This is a genomic window from Saccharothrix tamanrassetensis, assembly GCF_014203665.1.
GTDB lineage: Bacteria > Actinomycetota > Actinomycetes > Mycobacteriales > Pseudonocardiaceae > Actinosynnema > Actinosynnema tamanrassetense.
The window spans coordinates 116,249-131,067 of the sequence record NZ_JACHJN010000012.1 but is presented as its reverse complement, the minus strand read 5'-3'; the positions used below and the strand labels follow the sequence as shown (position 1 = coordinate 131,067).

General features: G+C 73.8%; 15 protein-coding genes. 8 read left to right on the top strand and 7 right to left on the bottom strand.

Annotated features, from left to right (window positions below; genetic code table 11):
- Window positions 1-22: 22 nt before the first annotated feature.
- Window positions 23-736 carry a beta-ketoacyl-[acyl-carrier-protein] synthase family protein gene (locus FHS29_RS31115; RefSeq protein ID WP_184696871.1) on the top strand — a complete coding sequence of 238 codons (714 nt, stop codon included), beginning with the start codon at window positions 23-25 and terminating at the stop codon, window positions 734-736.
- 10 nt (window positions 737-746) lie between these two features.
- Window positions 747-1,856: an LLM class flavin-dependent oxidoreductase gene (locus FHS29_RS31110; protein WP_184696869.1), complete on the top strand. Its 1,110-nt coding sequence runs from the start codon at window positions 747-749 to the stop codon at window positions 1,854-1,856.
- 140 nt (window positions 1,857-1,996) lie between these two features.
- On the opposite strand, the gene FHS29_RS31105 is transcribed toward FHS29_RS31110, so the two are convergent.
- The 3 genes from FHS29_RS31105 to FHS29_RS31095 form a co-directional block, all read right to left on the bottom strand.
- Window positions 1,997-3,523 (bottom strand): long-chain-fatty-acid--CoA ligase, encoded by a 1,527-nt coding sequence (locus tag FHS29_RS31105; protein WP_184696867.1) that lies wholly within the window; start codon window positions 3,521-3,523, stop codon window positions 1,997-1,999.
- A gap of 129 nt (window positions 3,524-3,652) precedes the next feature.
- Window positions 3,653-4,879 carry a 5-aminolevulinate synthase gene (hemA, locus tag FHS29_RS31100; RefSeq protein WP_312865179.1) on the bottom strand — a complete coding sequence of 409 codons (1,227 nt, stop codon included), beginning with the start codon at window positions 4,877-4,879 and terminating at the stop codon, window positions 3,653-3,655.
- A gap of 43 nt (window positions 4,880-4,922) precedes the next feature.
- Window positions 4,923-6,503: a class I adenylate-forming enzyme family protein gene (locus FHS29_RS31095; protein WP_184696865.1), complete on the bottom strand. Its 1,581-nt coding sequence runs from the start codon at window positions 6,501-6,503 to the stop codon at window positions 4,923-4,925.
- Window positions 6,504-6,799: 296 nt separating this feature from the next.
- Here FHS29_RS31095 and FHS29_RS31090 point away from each other — a divergent pair, with 296 nt between their 5' ends.
- Entirely contained in the window at window positions 6,800-7,315 is a 516-nt protein-coding gene (locus tag FHS29_RS31090; protein WP_221456918.1) for an FAS1-like dehydratase domain-containing protein, read from the top strand.
- The gene (locus tag FHS29_RS31085; RefSeq protein WP_184696863.1) at window positions 7,312-7,734 is read left to right on the top strand and encodes a MaoC/PaaZ C-terminal domain-containing protein; all 423 of its coding nucleotides are present in this window, start codon (window positions 7,312-7,314) and stop codon (window positions 7,732-7,734) included. The genes FHS29_RS31090 and FHS29_RS31085 overlap by 4 nt, the downstream gene beginning before the upstream one ends.
- Before the next feature lie 123 nt (window positions 7,735-7,857).
- On the opposite strand, the gene fabG is transcribed toward FHS29_RS31085, so the two are convergent.
- Genes fabG through FHS29_RS31070 form a run of 3 tightly spaced genes read right to left on the bottom strand, consistent with a single transcriptional unit; the run spans window position 7,858 to window position 9,571 of the window.
- On the bottom strand, window positions 7,858-8,562 hold the full coding sequence (fabG, locus tag FHS29_RS31080) for a 3-oxoacyl-ACP reductase FabG (protein ID WP_184696861.1): 705 nt from the start codon (window positions 8,560-8,562) through the stop codon (window positions 7,858-7,860).
- Between the two features lie 15 nt (window positions 8,563-8,577).
- Window positions 8,578-9,111: a flavin reductase family protein gene (locus FHS29_RS31075; RefSeq protein WP_184696859.1), complete on the bottom strand. Its 534-nt coding sequence runs from the start codon at window positions 9,109-9,111 to the stop codon at window positions 8,578-8,580.
- 16 nt (window positions 9,112-9,127) lie between these two features.
- Entirely contained in the window at window positions 9,128-9,571 is a 444-nt protein-coding gene (locus FHS29_RS31070; protein ID WP_184696857.1) for a PaaI family thioesterase, read from the bottom strand.
- A gap of 227 nt (window positions 9,572-9,798) precedes the next feature.
- Between FHS29_RS31070 and FHS29_RS31065 the strand changes: the two genes are divergently transcribed.
- Genes FHS29_RS31065 through FHS29_RS31050 form a run of 4 tightly spaced genes read left to right on the top strand, consistent with a single transcriptional unit; the run spans window position 9,799 to window position 13,170 of the window.
- Window positions 9,799-10,671 carry an arylamine N-acetyltransferase family protein gene (locus FHS29_RS31065; protein ID WP_184696855.1) on the top strand — a complete coding sequence of 291 codons (873 nt, stop codon included), beginning with the start codon at window positions 9,799-9,801 and terminating at the stop codon, window positions 10,669-10,671.
- 47 nt (window positions 10,672-10,718) lie between these two features.
- Window positions 10,719-11,861, top strand: coding sequence for a 3-oxoacyl-ACP synthase III family protein (locus FHS29_RS31060; RefSeq protein WP_184696853.1), 1,143 nt, complete (start codon window positions 10,719-10,721; stop codon window positions 11,859-11,861).
- Window positions 11,858-12,919: a beta-ketoacyl-ACP synthase III gene (locus tag FHS29_RS31055; protein ID WP_184696851.1), complete on the top strand. Its 1,062-nt coding sequence runs from the start codon at window positions 11,858-11,860 to the stop codon at window positions 12,917-12,919. Before FHS29_RS31060 ends, FHS29_RS31055 begins: the two co-directional genes overlap by 4 nt.
- Window positions 12,916-13,170, top strand: coding sequence for an acyl carrier protein (locus tag FHS29_RS31050; protein ID WP_184696850.1), 255 nt, complete (start codon window positions 12,916-12,918; stop codon window positions 13,168-13,170). The genes FHS29_RS31055 and FHS29_RS31050 overlap by 4 nt, the downstream gene beginning before the upstream one ends.
- 110 nt (window positions 13,171-13,280) lie before the next feature.
- Here the strand turns inward: FHS29_RS31050 and FHS29_RS31045 are convergent, their stop codons facing one another.
- Window positions 13,281-14,480 (bottom strand): FAD-dependent oxidoreductase, encoded by a 1,200-nt coding sequence (locus FHS29_RS31045; protein ID WP_184696847.1) that lies wholly within the window; start codon window positions 14,478-14,480, stop codon window positions 13,281-13,283.
- Between the last annotated feature and the right edge of the window lie 339 nt (window positions 14,481-14,819).

The window sequence follows — 14,819 nt, the reverse complement described above, 5'->3', positions numbered from 1 at the left end:
CCGCCACGCCGAGAGGATTGCGATGACGACGCTCGACCTACCGCGTGCCGTGGTGGGCGCGGCCTGCCTGGCGCCCTGGGGTGACCGGGCGCGGGACGTCCCCGGCGCGGCGCCGGTCGACCTGACCTCCGTGCCCGGCTTCGTCACGTCGAGGTTCAACCCGCTGGTCGCGGCGGTCGCCGAGCAGTGCCTGGGTGCGCCGGGCGGCGACCTGGTCCGCGGGCTCGGCGAACGGACCGCGATCGTGCTGGCCACGGCGTGCGGCGACACCACCACCTCCGACCTCGCGACGCGGAAGCTGGTCGCGGGCCAGGTGCACAGCCCGCTGCTGTTCTTCCAGTCGGTGACCACCTCCATCCTGGGCCACCTGGCCAAGCGGTACGGCATCACCGGCCCCGTGAGCTGCGTTTCGGCGTGCGAGGACCTCGCCGGCTCGGCACTGCGGCTGGCCGACCTCCTGCTGTTCGACGACGAACTGGAGCAGGTGCTGGTGATCGGCGTGGAACTGGCGCCGAACGACCGGGTCACCTGGGTGCGCGACCGCCTCGGCGCGGAACACCCGCTCGGGCGGCTGCCGCTCGGCGAAGACGCGGCCGTGGCGCTGCTGCTGCGCCGCGCGACCCCCGGGCGCCCCGCCGTGCCACCGGGCCCACCGCATCCGGCGTACGGCTGGCTCGGGCAGCTGGTCGGCCTGTGCACCGCGGCGGCCCACCCCGACACGTCCACCACTGACTGAGGAGTCCACGATGGACCCGATCGGCTTCGGCGCCTTCCTCTCCCCCCTCCACCCGCTCGGCGAGAACCCGTCGCTGAGCCTGTGGCGCGACCTCGAACTGGCCGAGTGGCTCGACCAGCTGGGTTACGACGAGCTGTGGGTCGGCGAGCACCACTCGGCGGGCTGGGGCACGATCAGCTCACCCGAGCTGTTCATCGCCACGGCGGCCGAGCGGACCCGGCACATCCGGCTCGGGACCGGCGTGGTCAGCCTGCCCTACCACCACCCGTTCATGGTCGCCTCGCGGGCCGTCCAGCTCGACCAGCTGACGCGCGGGCGGTTCACGCTGGGCGTCGGGGCCGGGTCGATCCCGACCGACATGCATCTGCTGGGCATCGACCCGGCGGACACGCGACGGCGCACCGCCGAGGCGCTCGACGTGATCCACAAGCTGCTCCACGACACCGTGCCGGTGACCGTGCGCACCGACTGGTTCGAGGTGCGGGACGCCCGGTTGCAGCTGCGCCCCCACTCGCCGGCGGGACTGCCGATGGCGGTGTCCAGCGCGGTCTCCCCGTTCGGCATGCGGCTCGCCGGCCAGTACGGCATCAGCCCGATCTCCTTCGGCATCCCGCCGCGGCCGGGCAGCCGGATCGGCGACCTGGTCGGGCAGTGGCAGCACGCCGAGGCGGCGGCGGCGGAGCACGGGCGGAAGCTGGACCGCGCCGACTGGCGGGTGGCGCTGTCGGTGCACGTGTCCGACAGCCGCGAGCGGGCCCTGGACGAGATCGTGGACGGCTGGATGCGGTACCGCAACGAGTACTGGGCCCTGCTCGGCGCACCGCGGGTGCACTCCCGGGCGGAGGCGCGCAAGGCGCTGGAGGAGCTGATCGACCGGCGTGGCACCGTCATCGGCTCGGTCGACGACTGCGTCCAGGCCATCCGGGACGTGCAGGACGAGACGGGCGGCTTCGGGCGGCTGCTGGTCACCGTACTGGACTGGGCGGACCGGAGCGCCCTCAAGCGCAGCTTCGAGCTGCTCGCCAGGTTCGTCGCACCGAAGTTCGACGGGTCGCTCGGCGGAGTCACCGAGTCCTACGGCCGGGCCGTCTCCACAGCCCGCGAGCTCGCCGCACGGTGAACCCGGAAAGCGCCGACTCCGGCTCGGATCCCGAGCCGGAGCGCGGCAGTCGAAGCTCGGACGCCCTGCGCTGACGCCCGGATCGTCGTGGGCGGCCGGATCGTCGTGGGCGGCCGGATCGTCGTGGGCGGCGGTGAGGTTCAGCGGGCGAAGCGGGCCACCAGCTCGCGTTTGAGCACCTTGCCGCCCACCCCGAGCGGGAACCCGTCGACGAACTCCACCCGGCGCGGGTACTTGTAGGGTGCCATCCGCGCCTTGCTCCACGTCTCGATCTCCACCCCGAGCTCGGTCCCCGGCAGCGCTCCCGACGCCGGGAGCACCACCGCGCAGACCTCCTCGCCGTGCGTGGGGTGCGGGACGCCGATGACCGCCACCTGCGCGACGGCCGGGTGGCGCATCAGGACTTCCTCGACCTCGCGCGGGTACACGTTGTACCCGCCGCGCAGCACCACGTCCTTCTTTCGGTCCACAATGGACAGGTAGCCGTCCTCGTCCTTCCTGCCCAGGTCGCCCGAGCGGAACCAGCCGTCCACCAGGACCTCGGCCGTGGCCCGCGGCCGGTTCAGGTAGCCGGCCATGACGTTGTGGCCCCGGATGACGACCTCGCCCACCTCGCCGGCGGGCAGCAGCTCGACCCGACCTTCCACCTCGGCCCGGGCGATGGCCACCTCGACGCCCCAGACCGGCAGCCCCACGGTGCCCGGTTTGCGCGGCCACGCCGGCTGGTTGTAGGCGACCACCGGCGAGGTCTCGGTCAGGCCGTACCCCTCGTAGACCGGGCAGCCGAACCGGTCCTCGAAGTCCTCCAGGACCTTCACCGGCAGTGCCTGCCCACCCGAGTACGCGCGGTGCAGGCGCGGGCGCACCGTCGCCGTCCCCGAAGCGCGCAACAGTGCCATGTACATCGTCGGGACGCCCATGAACACCGTGCACCGGTGCTCGGCCATCAACTCGATCGCGCGCGCCGCGTCGAACGTCGGCATCAGCACCAGGGTGGCGCCGGCCCGGAAGCACACGCACATGCCGCAGACCTGGCCGAAGACGTGGAACAGCGGCAGCGCGCCCAGCAACACGTCGTCGGCCCGGAAGTCGAACGGGGACAGCATCGTGACGGTGATGTTCATCGTGACGCCCAGGTGCGTCAGCACCGCGCCCTTGGGCTTGCCGGTCGTGCCAGAGGTGTACAGGACCATCGCCGCGTCGTCGGGCGCGCACGGCGCGTACCGGTCGATCGGGGCGGCACGGCCGGCCGCCACGTCCAACCGGAACCCGTCGTCCGCCAAGACGGTGAACACCGGCACGCCGGCACGCCGGGCGGCCTCACCTCCGTGCTCCAGCAGCGATCCGGCGCAGACCAGCGCCGCGGCCCCGGAGTCCCGCAGCACGTGCTCGATCTCGTCCGCTTTGGACAGTGCGTGCACCGGCACCACCACCGCGCCCAACGCCAGCACGCCGAAGTACGCCATCGGGAGGTGCGTCGAGTTCGGCAGCAGCAGCGCGACCCGGTCACCCCGCCCGATCCCCTGGTCCCCCAGGACCGCCGCGTACTTCCGCGCCCACCACCACAGCTCCCGGTAGGACGTCTTCCGCGACTCGAACACCACCGCCGCCCGGTCCGGGTACCGGGCGGCGGACTCGGCGAGCACGGCCGCCAACGACACGGACATCAGGATTCCCTCCTCGTCGACCCGCCCGGCGGCGACCGCCGCCGGGCGAAGGGGGGAGCGCCGGGGTCTTCCCCTCGGCGCTCCCCCGTGCCGCGCACCTGCTGTGACGCACGGCTTCCGCCCGGCAGGTCATCCCGCGGTCGGCCCGGTGGGGATCCCGAGCTCCTGCCAGATGCCGTCCAGCGCTTCCACGAACTTCTCGACGTCGCCGACCGTGTGGGTGGCCGAGGGCGCGACCCGGAGGATCTCCTCGCCGGTCCGCACGCTCGGCGCGTTGATGGCTTGGACGTAGATCCCGTGCCGCCGCAGCAGCAGCGCGGAGGCCTGGCGGCACAACTGGTCCTCGCCGACGAACACCGCGATGATGTGCGACTGGTCGGAGACGAACGGGATGCGCCGCTCGGTCAGCAGGCGGTGCATCAGTCGCGCGTTCGCCGCGAGCCGTTCCCGTTCGACCTCGGACGACCTGAGGTGTCGGACGGCGGCCAGGGCGCCCGCGGCGGTGGCGGGCGGCAACGAGGTGGTGAAGATGAACGACCGCGACCAGCTGCGGACGGCGTCCACCAGCGGCGCCGGACCGGCGATGTACCCGCCGGCGGTGCCGAAGCCCTTGGCCAGCGTGCCCATGAAGACCGTGAACCGGTCCGCCAGTCCGTCCCGGGCGGCGATGCCCGCGCCCTGCGGCCCGTACATGCCCACGGCGTGCACCTCGTCGAGGAACGTCGTGGCGTGGTAGCGGTGCGCGACCTCGGCGATCTCCGCCAAGGGCGCGATGTCGCCCGACATCGAGTACACGGACTCGGCTACGACCAGCTTGGGGCGGTCCGGGTCGGCGGCGGCCAGCAGCTCCTCCAGGTGCGCCACGTCGTTGTGCCGGAAGATGCGCTTCTCGGCGCCGCTGTGGCGCAGCCCGTCGATGATGGACGCGTGGTTGAGCTGGTCGGAGAAGACCACCGTGTCCGGAGCGCGGCCCGCCAGCACGGACAGGGCGCCGTCGTTGGCGGTGTAGCCGGACGGGAAGATCAGCGCGGACTCCTTGCCGTGCAGCGCCGCGAGCTCCTCCTCCAACAGGACGTGGTAGTGGTTGGTCCCGCCGATGTTGCGGGAACCGCCGGAGCCGGCCCCGAACGCGTCGACCGCGTCCTTGATCGCCTCCAGGACGAACGGGTGCTGCCCCATGCCGAGGTAGTCGTTGCTGCACCAGACGCTGACCTCGGCCTCGGTGCCGTTCGGGCCCTGGCGCGCCACCGCGCTGGGGAACAGGCCCGCCCGGCGCCCGATTTCGAGGAACTCCCGCTTGCGCGGGCCGAAGTCCGCCATCTCGCGGACGAAGAAGTCCATGTGCCGGTTCGTCACGTCAACCCACTCCCTCGGTACGGTCGGTTCGAAGCGCGGGCGGTCACCGGGGCACCCGCGCGGCGAGTTCCTCGCTGCGCAGTCGTGCCTTGTCCGGCTTTCCCGACCCGTTGAGCGGCAACGCGTCGAGCAGCCGCACGTGCTCGGGTACGTGCGCGGCCGACAGCGCGGTGCGGACCCGCCGGCGCACTTCGTCCGCGCCGACCCGCGCTCCCGCGCGGACCACGATCGCGGCGTGGACGTGCTCCGCGTTGTCCTCGTCGCGGACCCCGTAGACCGCGGCGTGCGCGACACCGGGGATCGACTGGATCTCGCGTTCCACCACGGCCGGGTAGACCTTGACGCCATCGGCCTTCACCACGTCGGCGATCCGGTCGAGCAGGTACAGGTAGCCGCGCTCGTCGAGCCGGCCGATGTCGCCCGTGCGGTACCACCCACCGCGCAGCACCCGGGACGTCCGCGCCGGGTCGGCCCAGTACTCGCGCATCACGTGCGGGGAGCGCACGCACACCTCGCCCGTCTCGCCGACGGCCACCGCCCGGTCGGAACCCGGTTCACGCACCTCGACCTCGATCTCCGGGAACGGGCGGCCGACGCTGGACAGCACCGTCTCGTCGAAGTGGTCGCCGGGGTCCAGGAACGTGATCCGGCCGCACTCGCTGGTCCCGTAGCCCTGGACCAGCACCGGCCCGAACGCGCGCGCCGCCTCCGCGATCCGCGCGGGCGCCGCCGGCGACCCGCTGTAGATGAGCAGTCGCAGCGACGACAGGTCGGCCGGCGCGGTCTTGCTGTGCTCGACCAACTCGTACAGGTGCGGAGTGGCCACGAACGTCCGCGTGATCCGGTGCTCCCGCAGGGCGTCGAGCACCGGCCCCGGCCGGGTCTCCTCGTGCAGGACGACGACCCCGCCCCGGGCCAGCACCGCGTCGGCCATCGGCGCCACCGTGTGGCTCAACGGGGTCGTCACCAGGATCGCGGGGTCGGATTCGGTGATCGACTCCTCGGTGGCGACCACCGTGCTCTCCCACGCCCCGGCCTGGAGGCTGATGCCCTTGGCCCGGCCGGTGCTGCCGCTGGTGAAGCCGATCACCGCGAGCGCCGCCGGGTTCCAGGCGGCGGCCGGCGCGAGGTTCGCCCGGTCGGCGGGGGCCACCGCCGTGGCCCCCGCCGAGCCCAGGTCGAAGCCGACCAGGGCGACCAGGCCGCGCGCCCGGTCCACGAGTCGCTTCGCGCGGTCCTCGTTCGCGGTGTCGGTGAACAGCCCGCGGGCCCGGGTGTCCAGCAGGATGCGCAACTGCTCCTCCTCGGACAGCACGGGGGCCGCGGAGCCCGGGTTGGTCGACCGCACGTAGCAGACGGCGGCGCCGACCAGGTGGGCCGCGTAGCGCGCGGTGAGCATGTCCGGGCTGTTGGGCGCCACCATCACGCCGACGACGTCCCCCTGCCCGATGCCCAGCCGGCGCAGGGTGTCGGCGATCCCGGCGACCGCGTCGGCGACCTCGCGGGCGGTGACGCCGCGTCCCCGCCAGTGCAGGGCGACCCGGCCGGGGTCGGCGACCAGTGCCGACAGGACGCGGGCGGCGTAACCGCCGTGCCCGGCCCACCACTCGTCCGGAACAGCCATGGTGATCCTCGATTCGACGGGCGACGACTTCAGGCGGTGGCACCGCTGTGGGCGCACCGCCAGCTTCGCCGGGTCCGGGCGGCGGGTGGGAGGCGCGGACGGTGTGCCCGATCGAGGGGCCCACCGGAGCGCGCCGACCGGACACGCGCGTGCTTTCCGTTGCGGGGCGGGGTCTTCGGCCCGATCGCACACCGTGCGGGGTGGCCGGTCGGCCAGGTTCGTCGGGGCTGTCGCGGGCCGGGCCGGGAGCGCGATGCTGGCACGAGGTCCCGGTACGCGAGCGCAGGAGGTCGGTTGTGGGTTCCGCACGGCTCGGCAGCACGTCGGTGGACGGCGGTCCGACGCGCGAAGGGGGGCGGGGGATCGACCGGGCGTTCATCGGGACGCGGCTCGCGCCGTTCACCGCGGAGGTGGACCGGAGCGAGGTGGCGTCGTTCGCCGAGGTGCTGGGTCTCGGCGGCGGGGTGTTCGCCGACCTCGGCGTCGCGCGGGCGGCGCAGCACCCGGACCTTCCGGTCCCGCCGACGTTCCTGTTCGGACTGGAGTTCCGGAACCCCTCGGACGTGCTGACCGCGATGGGCGTCGAGCTGCGCCACGTGCTGCACGTCGAGCAGGGGTTCGTCTACCACCGCACCGCCCACGCCGGGGAGCGGCTCACCTTCTCCACGGTGATCACCGACATCTACGGGCGCGGTGGGCTGGAGTTCGTCGTGCAGGACACGGCGGTGACCGACGCCGACGGCGAGCCGGTCGCCGACCACCACCAGATCATCGCGGTCCGCCTCCCCGCGTCCGGCGGGGAGGACCGGTGAGCGCGTTCAGCCTGGCCGACGTGGCGGTCGGCACCGAGCTGCCGGAGCTGCCGGAGCTGCGGATCACCAGGACGCTGCTGGCCCGGTTCGCGGACGCCTCGGGTGACCCCAACCCCATCCACCTCGACCCGGACGCCGCCCGCGCCGCGGGTCTGTCCGACGTCATCGCGCACGGCATGCTGTCCATGGGGTTCCTGGGCCGGCTGGTCACCGGATGGGTGCCGGTCGCCGACCTGCTGTCGTTCCGGGTCCGCTTCGCCGCCGCCACGCCGGTGGGCACCCGGATCCGGTGCGCGGCCAAGGTCAAGGACCTGGCGGAGCACGACGGCGAGCGGCGGGTGCGGTTGTCGCTCACCGTCCGGGTCGTGGACGGTCCGGTCACCGTGCGGGGCGACGCGCTGGTCCGGGTGGCACGCTGAAGCACCCGGTCTGCGGTGCGGACCGAGGCAGGAGGTGCTCCGCCCCGAGCGCGACGGCGGACGGCACCGCACCGGTGGCGCGGACCGGAGCGGCAAGCCGGACCGGCCCGCGCCGGGCCACCGTCAGTGGCCCATCCCGAGACCACCGTCCACCGGCAGCACCGCACCGGTCACGTAGGCCGCGCCCGGCGAGGCCAGCCAGAAGACCGCGTCGGCGACCTCCTCCGGAGCGGCGCTGCGCCCCAGCGGCACGTCGGCCAGGATCTGCTCCTTGCGCCGCGCGCCGAGCTGCTCGGTCATGTCGGTGTCCACCAGTCCCGGGGCGACGACGTTCACCGTGATGCCGCGCGGCCCGAACTCGCGCGCCAGCGAGCGGGCCAGGCCCACCAGCCCCGCCTTGCTCGACGCGTAGTTGGCCTGGCCCGGTGATCCGCGCAGCCCGGCGACCGAGGACAGGAACACCATCCGCCCGCCGCGCCGCCGCACCATGTCGGTGGCCGCGTGCCGGGCCACCCGGAACGCGCCGCCGAGGTTGGTGTCCAGCACGCCGAGGAACTCGTCGTCGCCCATCCGCATCAGCAGGCCGTCGCGGGTGATGCCCGCGTTGGCCACCAGCACCTCGACCGGCCCGTTGACCGCCGCCACCTCGGCGAAGGCCCGGGACACCTGGTCCGTGTCGGTCACGTCGCACTCGACGCCCAGCAGGTCCCCCGGGGCGCCGGAACCCCGGTGGGTGACGGCCACCGCGTCCCCGTGCGCGGCGAACCTCCTGGCCACGGCCAGGCCGATGCCGCGATTGCCCCCGGTGACCAGCACGGAACGTGCCATGAGCGCTTCTCCTGTTCAGTCGTCGAGGTGGTGCAGGCGGTGGTAGGCGCCCCGGTGGTGCACCAGGGGCGCCTTGACCGGCTCGGCCGCGTGCACGGCGAGCACCCGGCCGAGGAACAGCACGTGGTCGCCACCGGGATAGCGGTGCTCGGTCCGGCACTCCAGTGAGAGCACGGCGCCGGCCACCACGACGTGGCCGCTCGCGCCGACGGTGCCGCCCAAGCGCTCCAAGGCCGCCACGCCGCGCGGCCGGTCACGCGCGGCGAACAGCGCCGAGAGCCGCTCCTGGTCGGCGGCGAGGACGTTGACCGCGAAACCACCCGCACCGTCGATCGCCGCCGGCAGCCTCCCGGCGGCGCGCAGGCTCACCAGCACCAGCGGCGGGTCGAGCGAGATCGAGGCCACCGCGCTCGCGGTCACCGCCTCGGTCCGTTCGCCCCGGCCCGCCGTGACCACCGTGACGCCCGTGGGGAACAACCCCATCGCCTTGCGGAACTCCCCCGGGTCGGCGGACCGGCCGCCCGGCAGCCGCACGGCTGGAGTGGACATGGGACCGCCTCTCGGTTCAGCGCTTGCCCACCAGGCAGGTCAGCCGGGCGGTGCAGGTCAGCCGGCCGCGGTCGTCGCTGATGGAGACCTGGTAGGTCACCACCCGGTCGCCCAGCAGCAACGGGGTGCAGACCCCGGTGACGACGCCCCGGCGGACCGACCTGTGGTGCGCGCAGGACAGTTCGAGCCCCGCGACGGCACCGCGCGAGGCGACGTGGAACCCGGCCGCCAGCGAGCCGAGGGTCTCCGCGAGGACGGCGTTCGCCCCGCCGTGCAGCCAGCCCAGCGGTTGCTGGTTGCCCTCGACGGGCATCGTGCCGACCATCCGGTCGGGATCCCACGAGACGATCTCGATGCCCATGCGGACGGCCAGCTGCCGGTCGACCAGGTGCGGCGGCAGGGCCCGGCCCCAGCGGGCCGCCGGCTCCGGGCCGCCGTCCGCGACGGCGTTGCTGTCCATCGGGTGCCCTCCGGGTCGCGGTTTCGGTCGCCGGGCGAACTCTTCCGACACCTGCCGGGGCCGCCAAGACCTGATCCGCGTGGCACAACACCCGCCGCGACCGGCGCACCGCCGCCTAGCCCATCGAGCAGGGCGGTCGGGTCTTACCGCCGCCGCGGCGCCGGACCACGATTCCGAACGGGGCGACGTCGCGCAGCCCCGCGCACCGACAGCCATCGGAGAGTGCCTTGGAACCCGCCGCTTCCCCGTCCCGCACCGCCCCGACCCCGGCTCTGCCGTGGCACGACTACCTGCGGCGCATCGGCCACACCGGACCGCCGGAGCCGACCGCCGAGTACCTGCGCGCGGTGACCACCGCCCACCTGCGCGCCGTGCCGTACGAGTTCCTCGACGTGCTCGACGGCGCCGTGCCGGACCTGGAGCACACCGCCGCGTTCGACCGGGTGGTCCGCCGCCGGCGCGGCGGCACGTGCCTGGAGACCACTCCCCTGCTCGGCCGCTTCCTGCGCGACCTGGGGTTCCGGGCGCGATTGGTGGCGGCCCAGATGTGGCGGGTCGGCGGCGACTGGTGGTCGCGCTGGGACCACCTCGTGCTGGTCGTCGAGGCCGAGGGCGAGGACTGGCTGGTCGACGTGGGGTTCCTGCTGCACGCCCCGACCGAGCCGCTGCGGCTCTCCGGCACGCCCCGGGCCGACGGCGGGTGGCGGTTCCGGGTGGTCGAGCGGGACGGCTACCGCACGGTGCTGCGCTCGGGCGTGGACGGCGAGTGGACGCCGGTCTACCGCTTCGCCGACGAGCCGTTGGAGATCCCCGACTACGCGTGGATCGTCGACTTCCACCTCACCTCCGAGGAGTCCCCGCTGTCCTACACCGTGCTGTGCTCGCGGGTGGTGCCCGGCGGGAAGCTCGTCGTGCTGGGCGAGAACTTCCTGCGGTCGCTGGACGGTCGCGACCGCACGGAGTTCCTCGCGGACCCGGCCGACGCGGAGAAGGCGCTGGGCGAGGTGCTGCACGGGCACCCGCACCTGCTGGCCGAGGCGGTCGGCGCGTGGGAGAAGGCCAGGGCGGACCGCCGCGAGAACAAGCGGAAATTCATCTGACCCGACGTTCGTCACCCGAACCCGCGGAAGTAGGTGTTGGGCCCGCCATGGAGCATCTGCGCGAACGCACCCGGCCGAGGGGCGTGGGCATCCGGTCGATCGGCAGGTACCTGCCCGACCGGGTCGTCAGCAACGCCGACCTGGAACGGATACTGCTCACCAGGGACGACTGGATCCGGGAGAACATCGGGGTGCGGACCCGGCGGATGGCCGCCGACGACCAGTGGACCTCCGACCTGGGTGCCGCCGCGCTGCTGGACGCCTGCGCCCGGGCGGGCGTGCGTCCGTCCGAAGTGGACCTGGTCGTGTGCGGCACCTACACCCCGGACCACATGGCGCCGCCCACCGCGATGCTCGTGATCGACAAGTCCGGGGCGGTGGGGGCGGCCGGGTTCGACGTCAACAGCGGCGCCTGCCCCGGTGGCGTGTTCGCGCTCGACGTGGGCGCCAAGTACCTGGCCTCCGGGCAGTACCGCCGGGTCGCCGTGGTGCTGGCCGACGTCAGCACCAGGACGATGGACTGGAAGGACCCCGGCCCCGCGGTCATCTTCGGCGACGGCGCGGCCTGCTACCTGCTGGAGCCCTGCGCGCCCGGCCTCGGCATCGGCACGACGCTGCTGCGCAGCGACCCGTCGGCGTACCAGGCGGTGCGGGTCGCGCGCGAGCAGCGGACCCGACGCGACGGCACCCGGCTGTCCAGCGGGTTCGGTGACAACTTCTCCACGCTGGACGGCAGCGCGGTGCACGGCCTCGCGGTCGGCGAGGTGCCGCCGTTCGTCGCGGAGCTGCTCGCCGCCGCCGGGCGGGAGGTCGAGGACATCGACCTGTTCGCGCTGCACCAGGCGAACCTCTACATCGTCCGGGAGATCATGGCCGCCATCGGCGTGCCGATGGACCGGACGGTGGTCAACATCGAGAAGTACGGCAACACCTCCGGCGCGAGCGTCCCGCTGGTGCTCCGGGAGGCCGAGGACACCGGCCGGCTGTCCCCCGGCGACCAGGTGGTGCTCGCCGCGTTCGGCTCCGGCTTCAGCATGGGCGCCGCGCTGGTCCGCTGGTGCGGCCCAGAGGATTTCACACCGGAGGAGTTCGCACGGGAGGAGTTCGCACCAGAGAAGGTCGCGACAGAGAATTTCGCGCCGGAAGACCTCGCACCGGAGGAGTTCGCACCGACGGGGATCCGGTCGTGAGCCCGGCGCTGCGCGGTGCACCCACCGCCCTGTTGGGACTCGGCAGCTACGTGCCGTCGCGGCGGATCACCAACGACGCGCTGGTCGACCGGATCCGGAGTTCCGACGAGTGGATCCACAGCCGCTCCGGCATCCGGACCCGGTACTGGGCGGACACGACGGAGACGGTGGAGTTCATGGCCGCCGCGGCGGCCGAGCGGGCGCTGAAGAACGCCGGGGTCGCCGCCGGCGACATCGGCTGCGTCCTCGTCGCCACGGTGACCTACCTGCGCCAGCTGCCGTCGCTGGCGGCGGTGCTGGCGCACCGGCTGGGCACGGGTTCTCCCGCCGCCTTCGACATCTCGGCCGGCTGCGCGGGTTTCTGCTACGGGGTGTCGCTCGCCTCCGACATGGTGGCCGCCGGCAGCGCCCGGTACGTACTCGTGGTCGCCGTGGAGCGGCTGACCGACCTGACCGACCACGACGACCGGCAGACGGCGTTCCTGTTCGGCGACGGCGCGGGCGCGGTCGTGGTCGGTCCCAGCGAGGAACCGGGGATCGGCCCGGTGGCGTGGGGTTCCGACGGGGCGCAGCGGGACCTGATCCGGCAGACCGTCCCGTGGGACGCCCTGCGCGACGATCCCGGCGCCCGGTGGCCGGTGATCACCATGAGCGGCCGCGACGTGTTCCGGTGGGCCTCCTACGAACTCGGGCCGGTCGCCGGGCAGGCCTTGGACCGGGCCGGGGTGGCGGTCGGCGACCTGGACTCGTTCATCCCGCACCAGGCCAACCTGCGGATCACCGAACAGCTCGCCGTGGAGCTGGAGCTGCCCGACCACGTGGCGGTCGCGCGCAGCATCGCCGAGTACGGCAACACGTCGGCGGCGTCCATCCCGCTGGCGATGCACGAGTTGCTCGCCTCGGGCGCCGCGCGGCCGGGCGGCCTGGCACTGCTGCTGGCGTTCGGCACCGGTCTGGTGTGGGCGGGCCAGGTGGTCCGGCTGCCCGCGCCGCCGGTCGACCCGCCGCGGCCCGCTACCGCCCCACCACCCGAACCGGACCGAGGAGGACGATCATGAGCACCACCGGGCAGGACGTACTACAGGTGTTGAGGGAGATCATCGACGAGGTCGCCGAGATACCGGCCGGCCGGATCGGACTGGACAGCGCGTTCGTGTCGGACCTCGAACTCGACTCGCTGGCCATGGTGTCGGTGTTCGTCCTGGTGCAGCGGCGGCTCGGCGTCGAAGTCCCGAACTCGGTGGTCGAGAAGCTCACCTCCGTGGGCGAGGCCGTCGCCTACCTGGAACACGGGAAGGCTCCGGTCTGAACCACCCGCCGCCCGTCCGTCCCCGGAGGACGGGCGGCGGCCCGCGTGGCGGGAGGAGGGGGCCGATCGGGCCCCCTCCTCCCGCCACGCGGTGTCCTCCCGGTGCGGGGTCAGGCCGGACGGGCCAGTTGTTCGGCGAGTTCGGGCTGGAGCCTGGTCATCACCCCGATGAAGTCCTGATGCGCGCCCCGCTCCGGCGGTGCGGTGCTGTAGGAGCGCAGCGCCCGCACCTGCCACTGGGTGTCCTGCAATCGCTCGACGTACGGGCGCCGGACCCGCTCGTAGTCGTCGATCCGCGCGGCGCCGCCGGGCCGGAGCGCGTCGTCGACCGCGCGGGCCAGCGACGCGGCGCTCTGGAGCGACTGGTTGAGGCCTTGCCCGCCGAGGGTGTGGAAGCCGTTGGCGGTCTCGCCCAGCAACAGCACCCGGCCCACCCGCCAGGAAGCGGCGCGCCACAGCGAGAACCCGAGCCGCACCGGCGGCGACGTGCGGTCGGCGACCTCGGACAGCCAGTCCGACAGCTCCGGGTCGACTGCCTTGACCTGCTCGGCCAGCACGGCGGACCCGCCCCGGTCCAGCGGCTCCTCCCCGTCCCGGTCCGGCGACCACACGACGGCGACCGTGCGCCGGGGTGTGGGGATGGCGAACAACGCGCGCGGTGCCCGGTGCCGCACGACGAGCACCGGCTCGCGGTCCGGCACGGCGGGCACCACGCTCAGCCACGCGGGCCGGTCGAACGTCGACTCGGTCACCGGGATCCCCACCAGGTCCCGCACCGCCGACCGCCGACCGTCGGCGGCGATCAGGTACCGGGCCCGGATCCGGGCGCCCGTGCCGGTGACCGTCACGCCGTGGTCGTCCTGCTCGACCGCCGTCACCGTCTCGCCCGCGCGGACCTCCGCCGCCGGCTCCGCCCGCAGCCGGGCGAGCAGCGCCTGGGTCAGCGTGCCGGTCGGCACGGTCAGCCCGTGCGGGCGGTCGATGCCGTCGTGGTCGGCGTAGCGCCAAGCGGACAGCACCCCGGTGCTGCCGTGGTCCTCGACGCCCAGGACCCGCTGCCCGCCCTCCTCCAGCTCGGCCTCGACGCCCTCGGCGGCCAGCAGCGCCAGGGTCGGCGGGGCCACCAGCGGCGCGATGCCCGTCCCGGCGGGCTCGAACCCGGCCTTGGCCGAGAGCAGCACCACCGACCGCCCGGCACGCGCGCACCGCAGCGCCGCGTACAGCGCGGTCGGGCCGCCGCCGACGACGCACACCTCGATCTCGACGTCCGACCTCCCGGGGTCGTGCGGGTTCAGCTCAGCGGGGCTCATCGCCATACCTCCGTGGTCGCGCGGACGAACTCGACCAGCAGCATCGCGTCGCCACCCGCCCCCGCTCCCTGTCCGTCCCACCGGCACTTCCGGGTGCGGGCACCCGCACGATCGGCTACTCCGTCCGGGTAGTCCCATCGCGCGCCGAGTGGGCGAACGTGCGGCGGACCGCCGACGTACAGCTCCAGTACAGCCCGAGTACAGCGGGGACGTGTTGCATGGCGACAGCCTGCTGCCCCGGACCCGGGTCGCTGCGGATCCCCGCCCGGTGGAGCAGGCCCAACGGGGGATGGTCGTCGAGCGGCAACGCTCCACTGGGGGTCGACCGACGTGCTCGCC

Excerpts from the sequence above, each read along its gene's own strand:
- FHS29_RS31115 (WP_184696871.1), top strand. The coding sequence starts at position 23 with ATGACGACGCTCGACCTACCGCGTGCCGTGGTGGGCGCGGCCTGCCTG.
- FHS29_RS31110 (WP_184696869.1), top strand. The coding sequence starts at position 747 with ATGGACCCGATCGGCTTCGGCGCCTTCCTCTCCCCCCTCCACCCGCTC.
- FHS29_RS31105 (WP_184696867.1), bottom strand. The coding sequence starts at position 3,523 with ATGTCCGTGTCGTTGGCGGCCGTGCTCGCCGAGTCCGCCGCCCGGTAC.
- FHS29_RS31095 (WP_184696865.1), bottom strand. The coding sequence starts at position 6,503 with ATGGCTGTTCCGGACGAGTGGTGGGCCGGGCACGGCGGTTACGCCGCC.
- fabG (WP_184696861.1), bottom strand. The coding sequence starts at position 8,562 with ATGGCACGTTCCGTGCTGGTCACCGGGGGCAATCGCGGCATCGGCCTG.
- FHS29_RS31075 (WP_184696859.1), bottom strand. The coding sequence starts at position 9,111 with ATGTCCACTCCAGCCGTGCGGCTGCCGGGCGGCCGGTCCGCCGACCCG.
- FHS29_RS31070 (WP_184696857.1), bottom strand. The coding sequence starts at position 9,571 with ATGGACAGCAACGCCGTCGCGGACGGCGGCCCGGAGCCGGCGGCCCGC.
- FHS29_RS31060 (WP_184696853.1), top strand. The coding sequence starts at position 10,719 with ATGGAGCATCTGCGCGAACGCACCCGGCCGAGGGGCGTGGGCATCCGG.
- FHS29_RS31050 (WP_184696850.1), top strand. The coding sequence starts at position 12,916 with ATGAGCACCACCGGGCAGGACGTACTACAGGTGTTGAGGGAGATCATC.
- FHS29_RS31045 (WP_184696847.1), bottom strand. The coding sequence starts at position 14,480 with ATGAGCCCCGCTGAGCTGAACCCGCACGACCCCGGGAGGTCGGACGTC.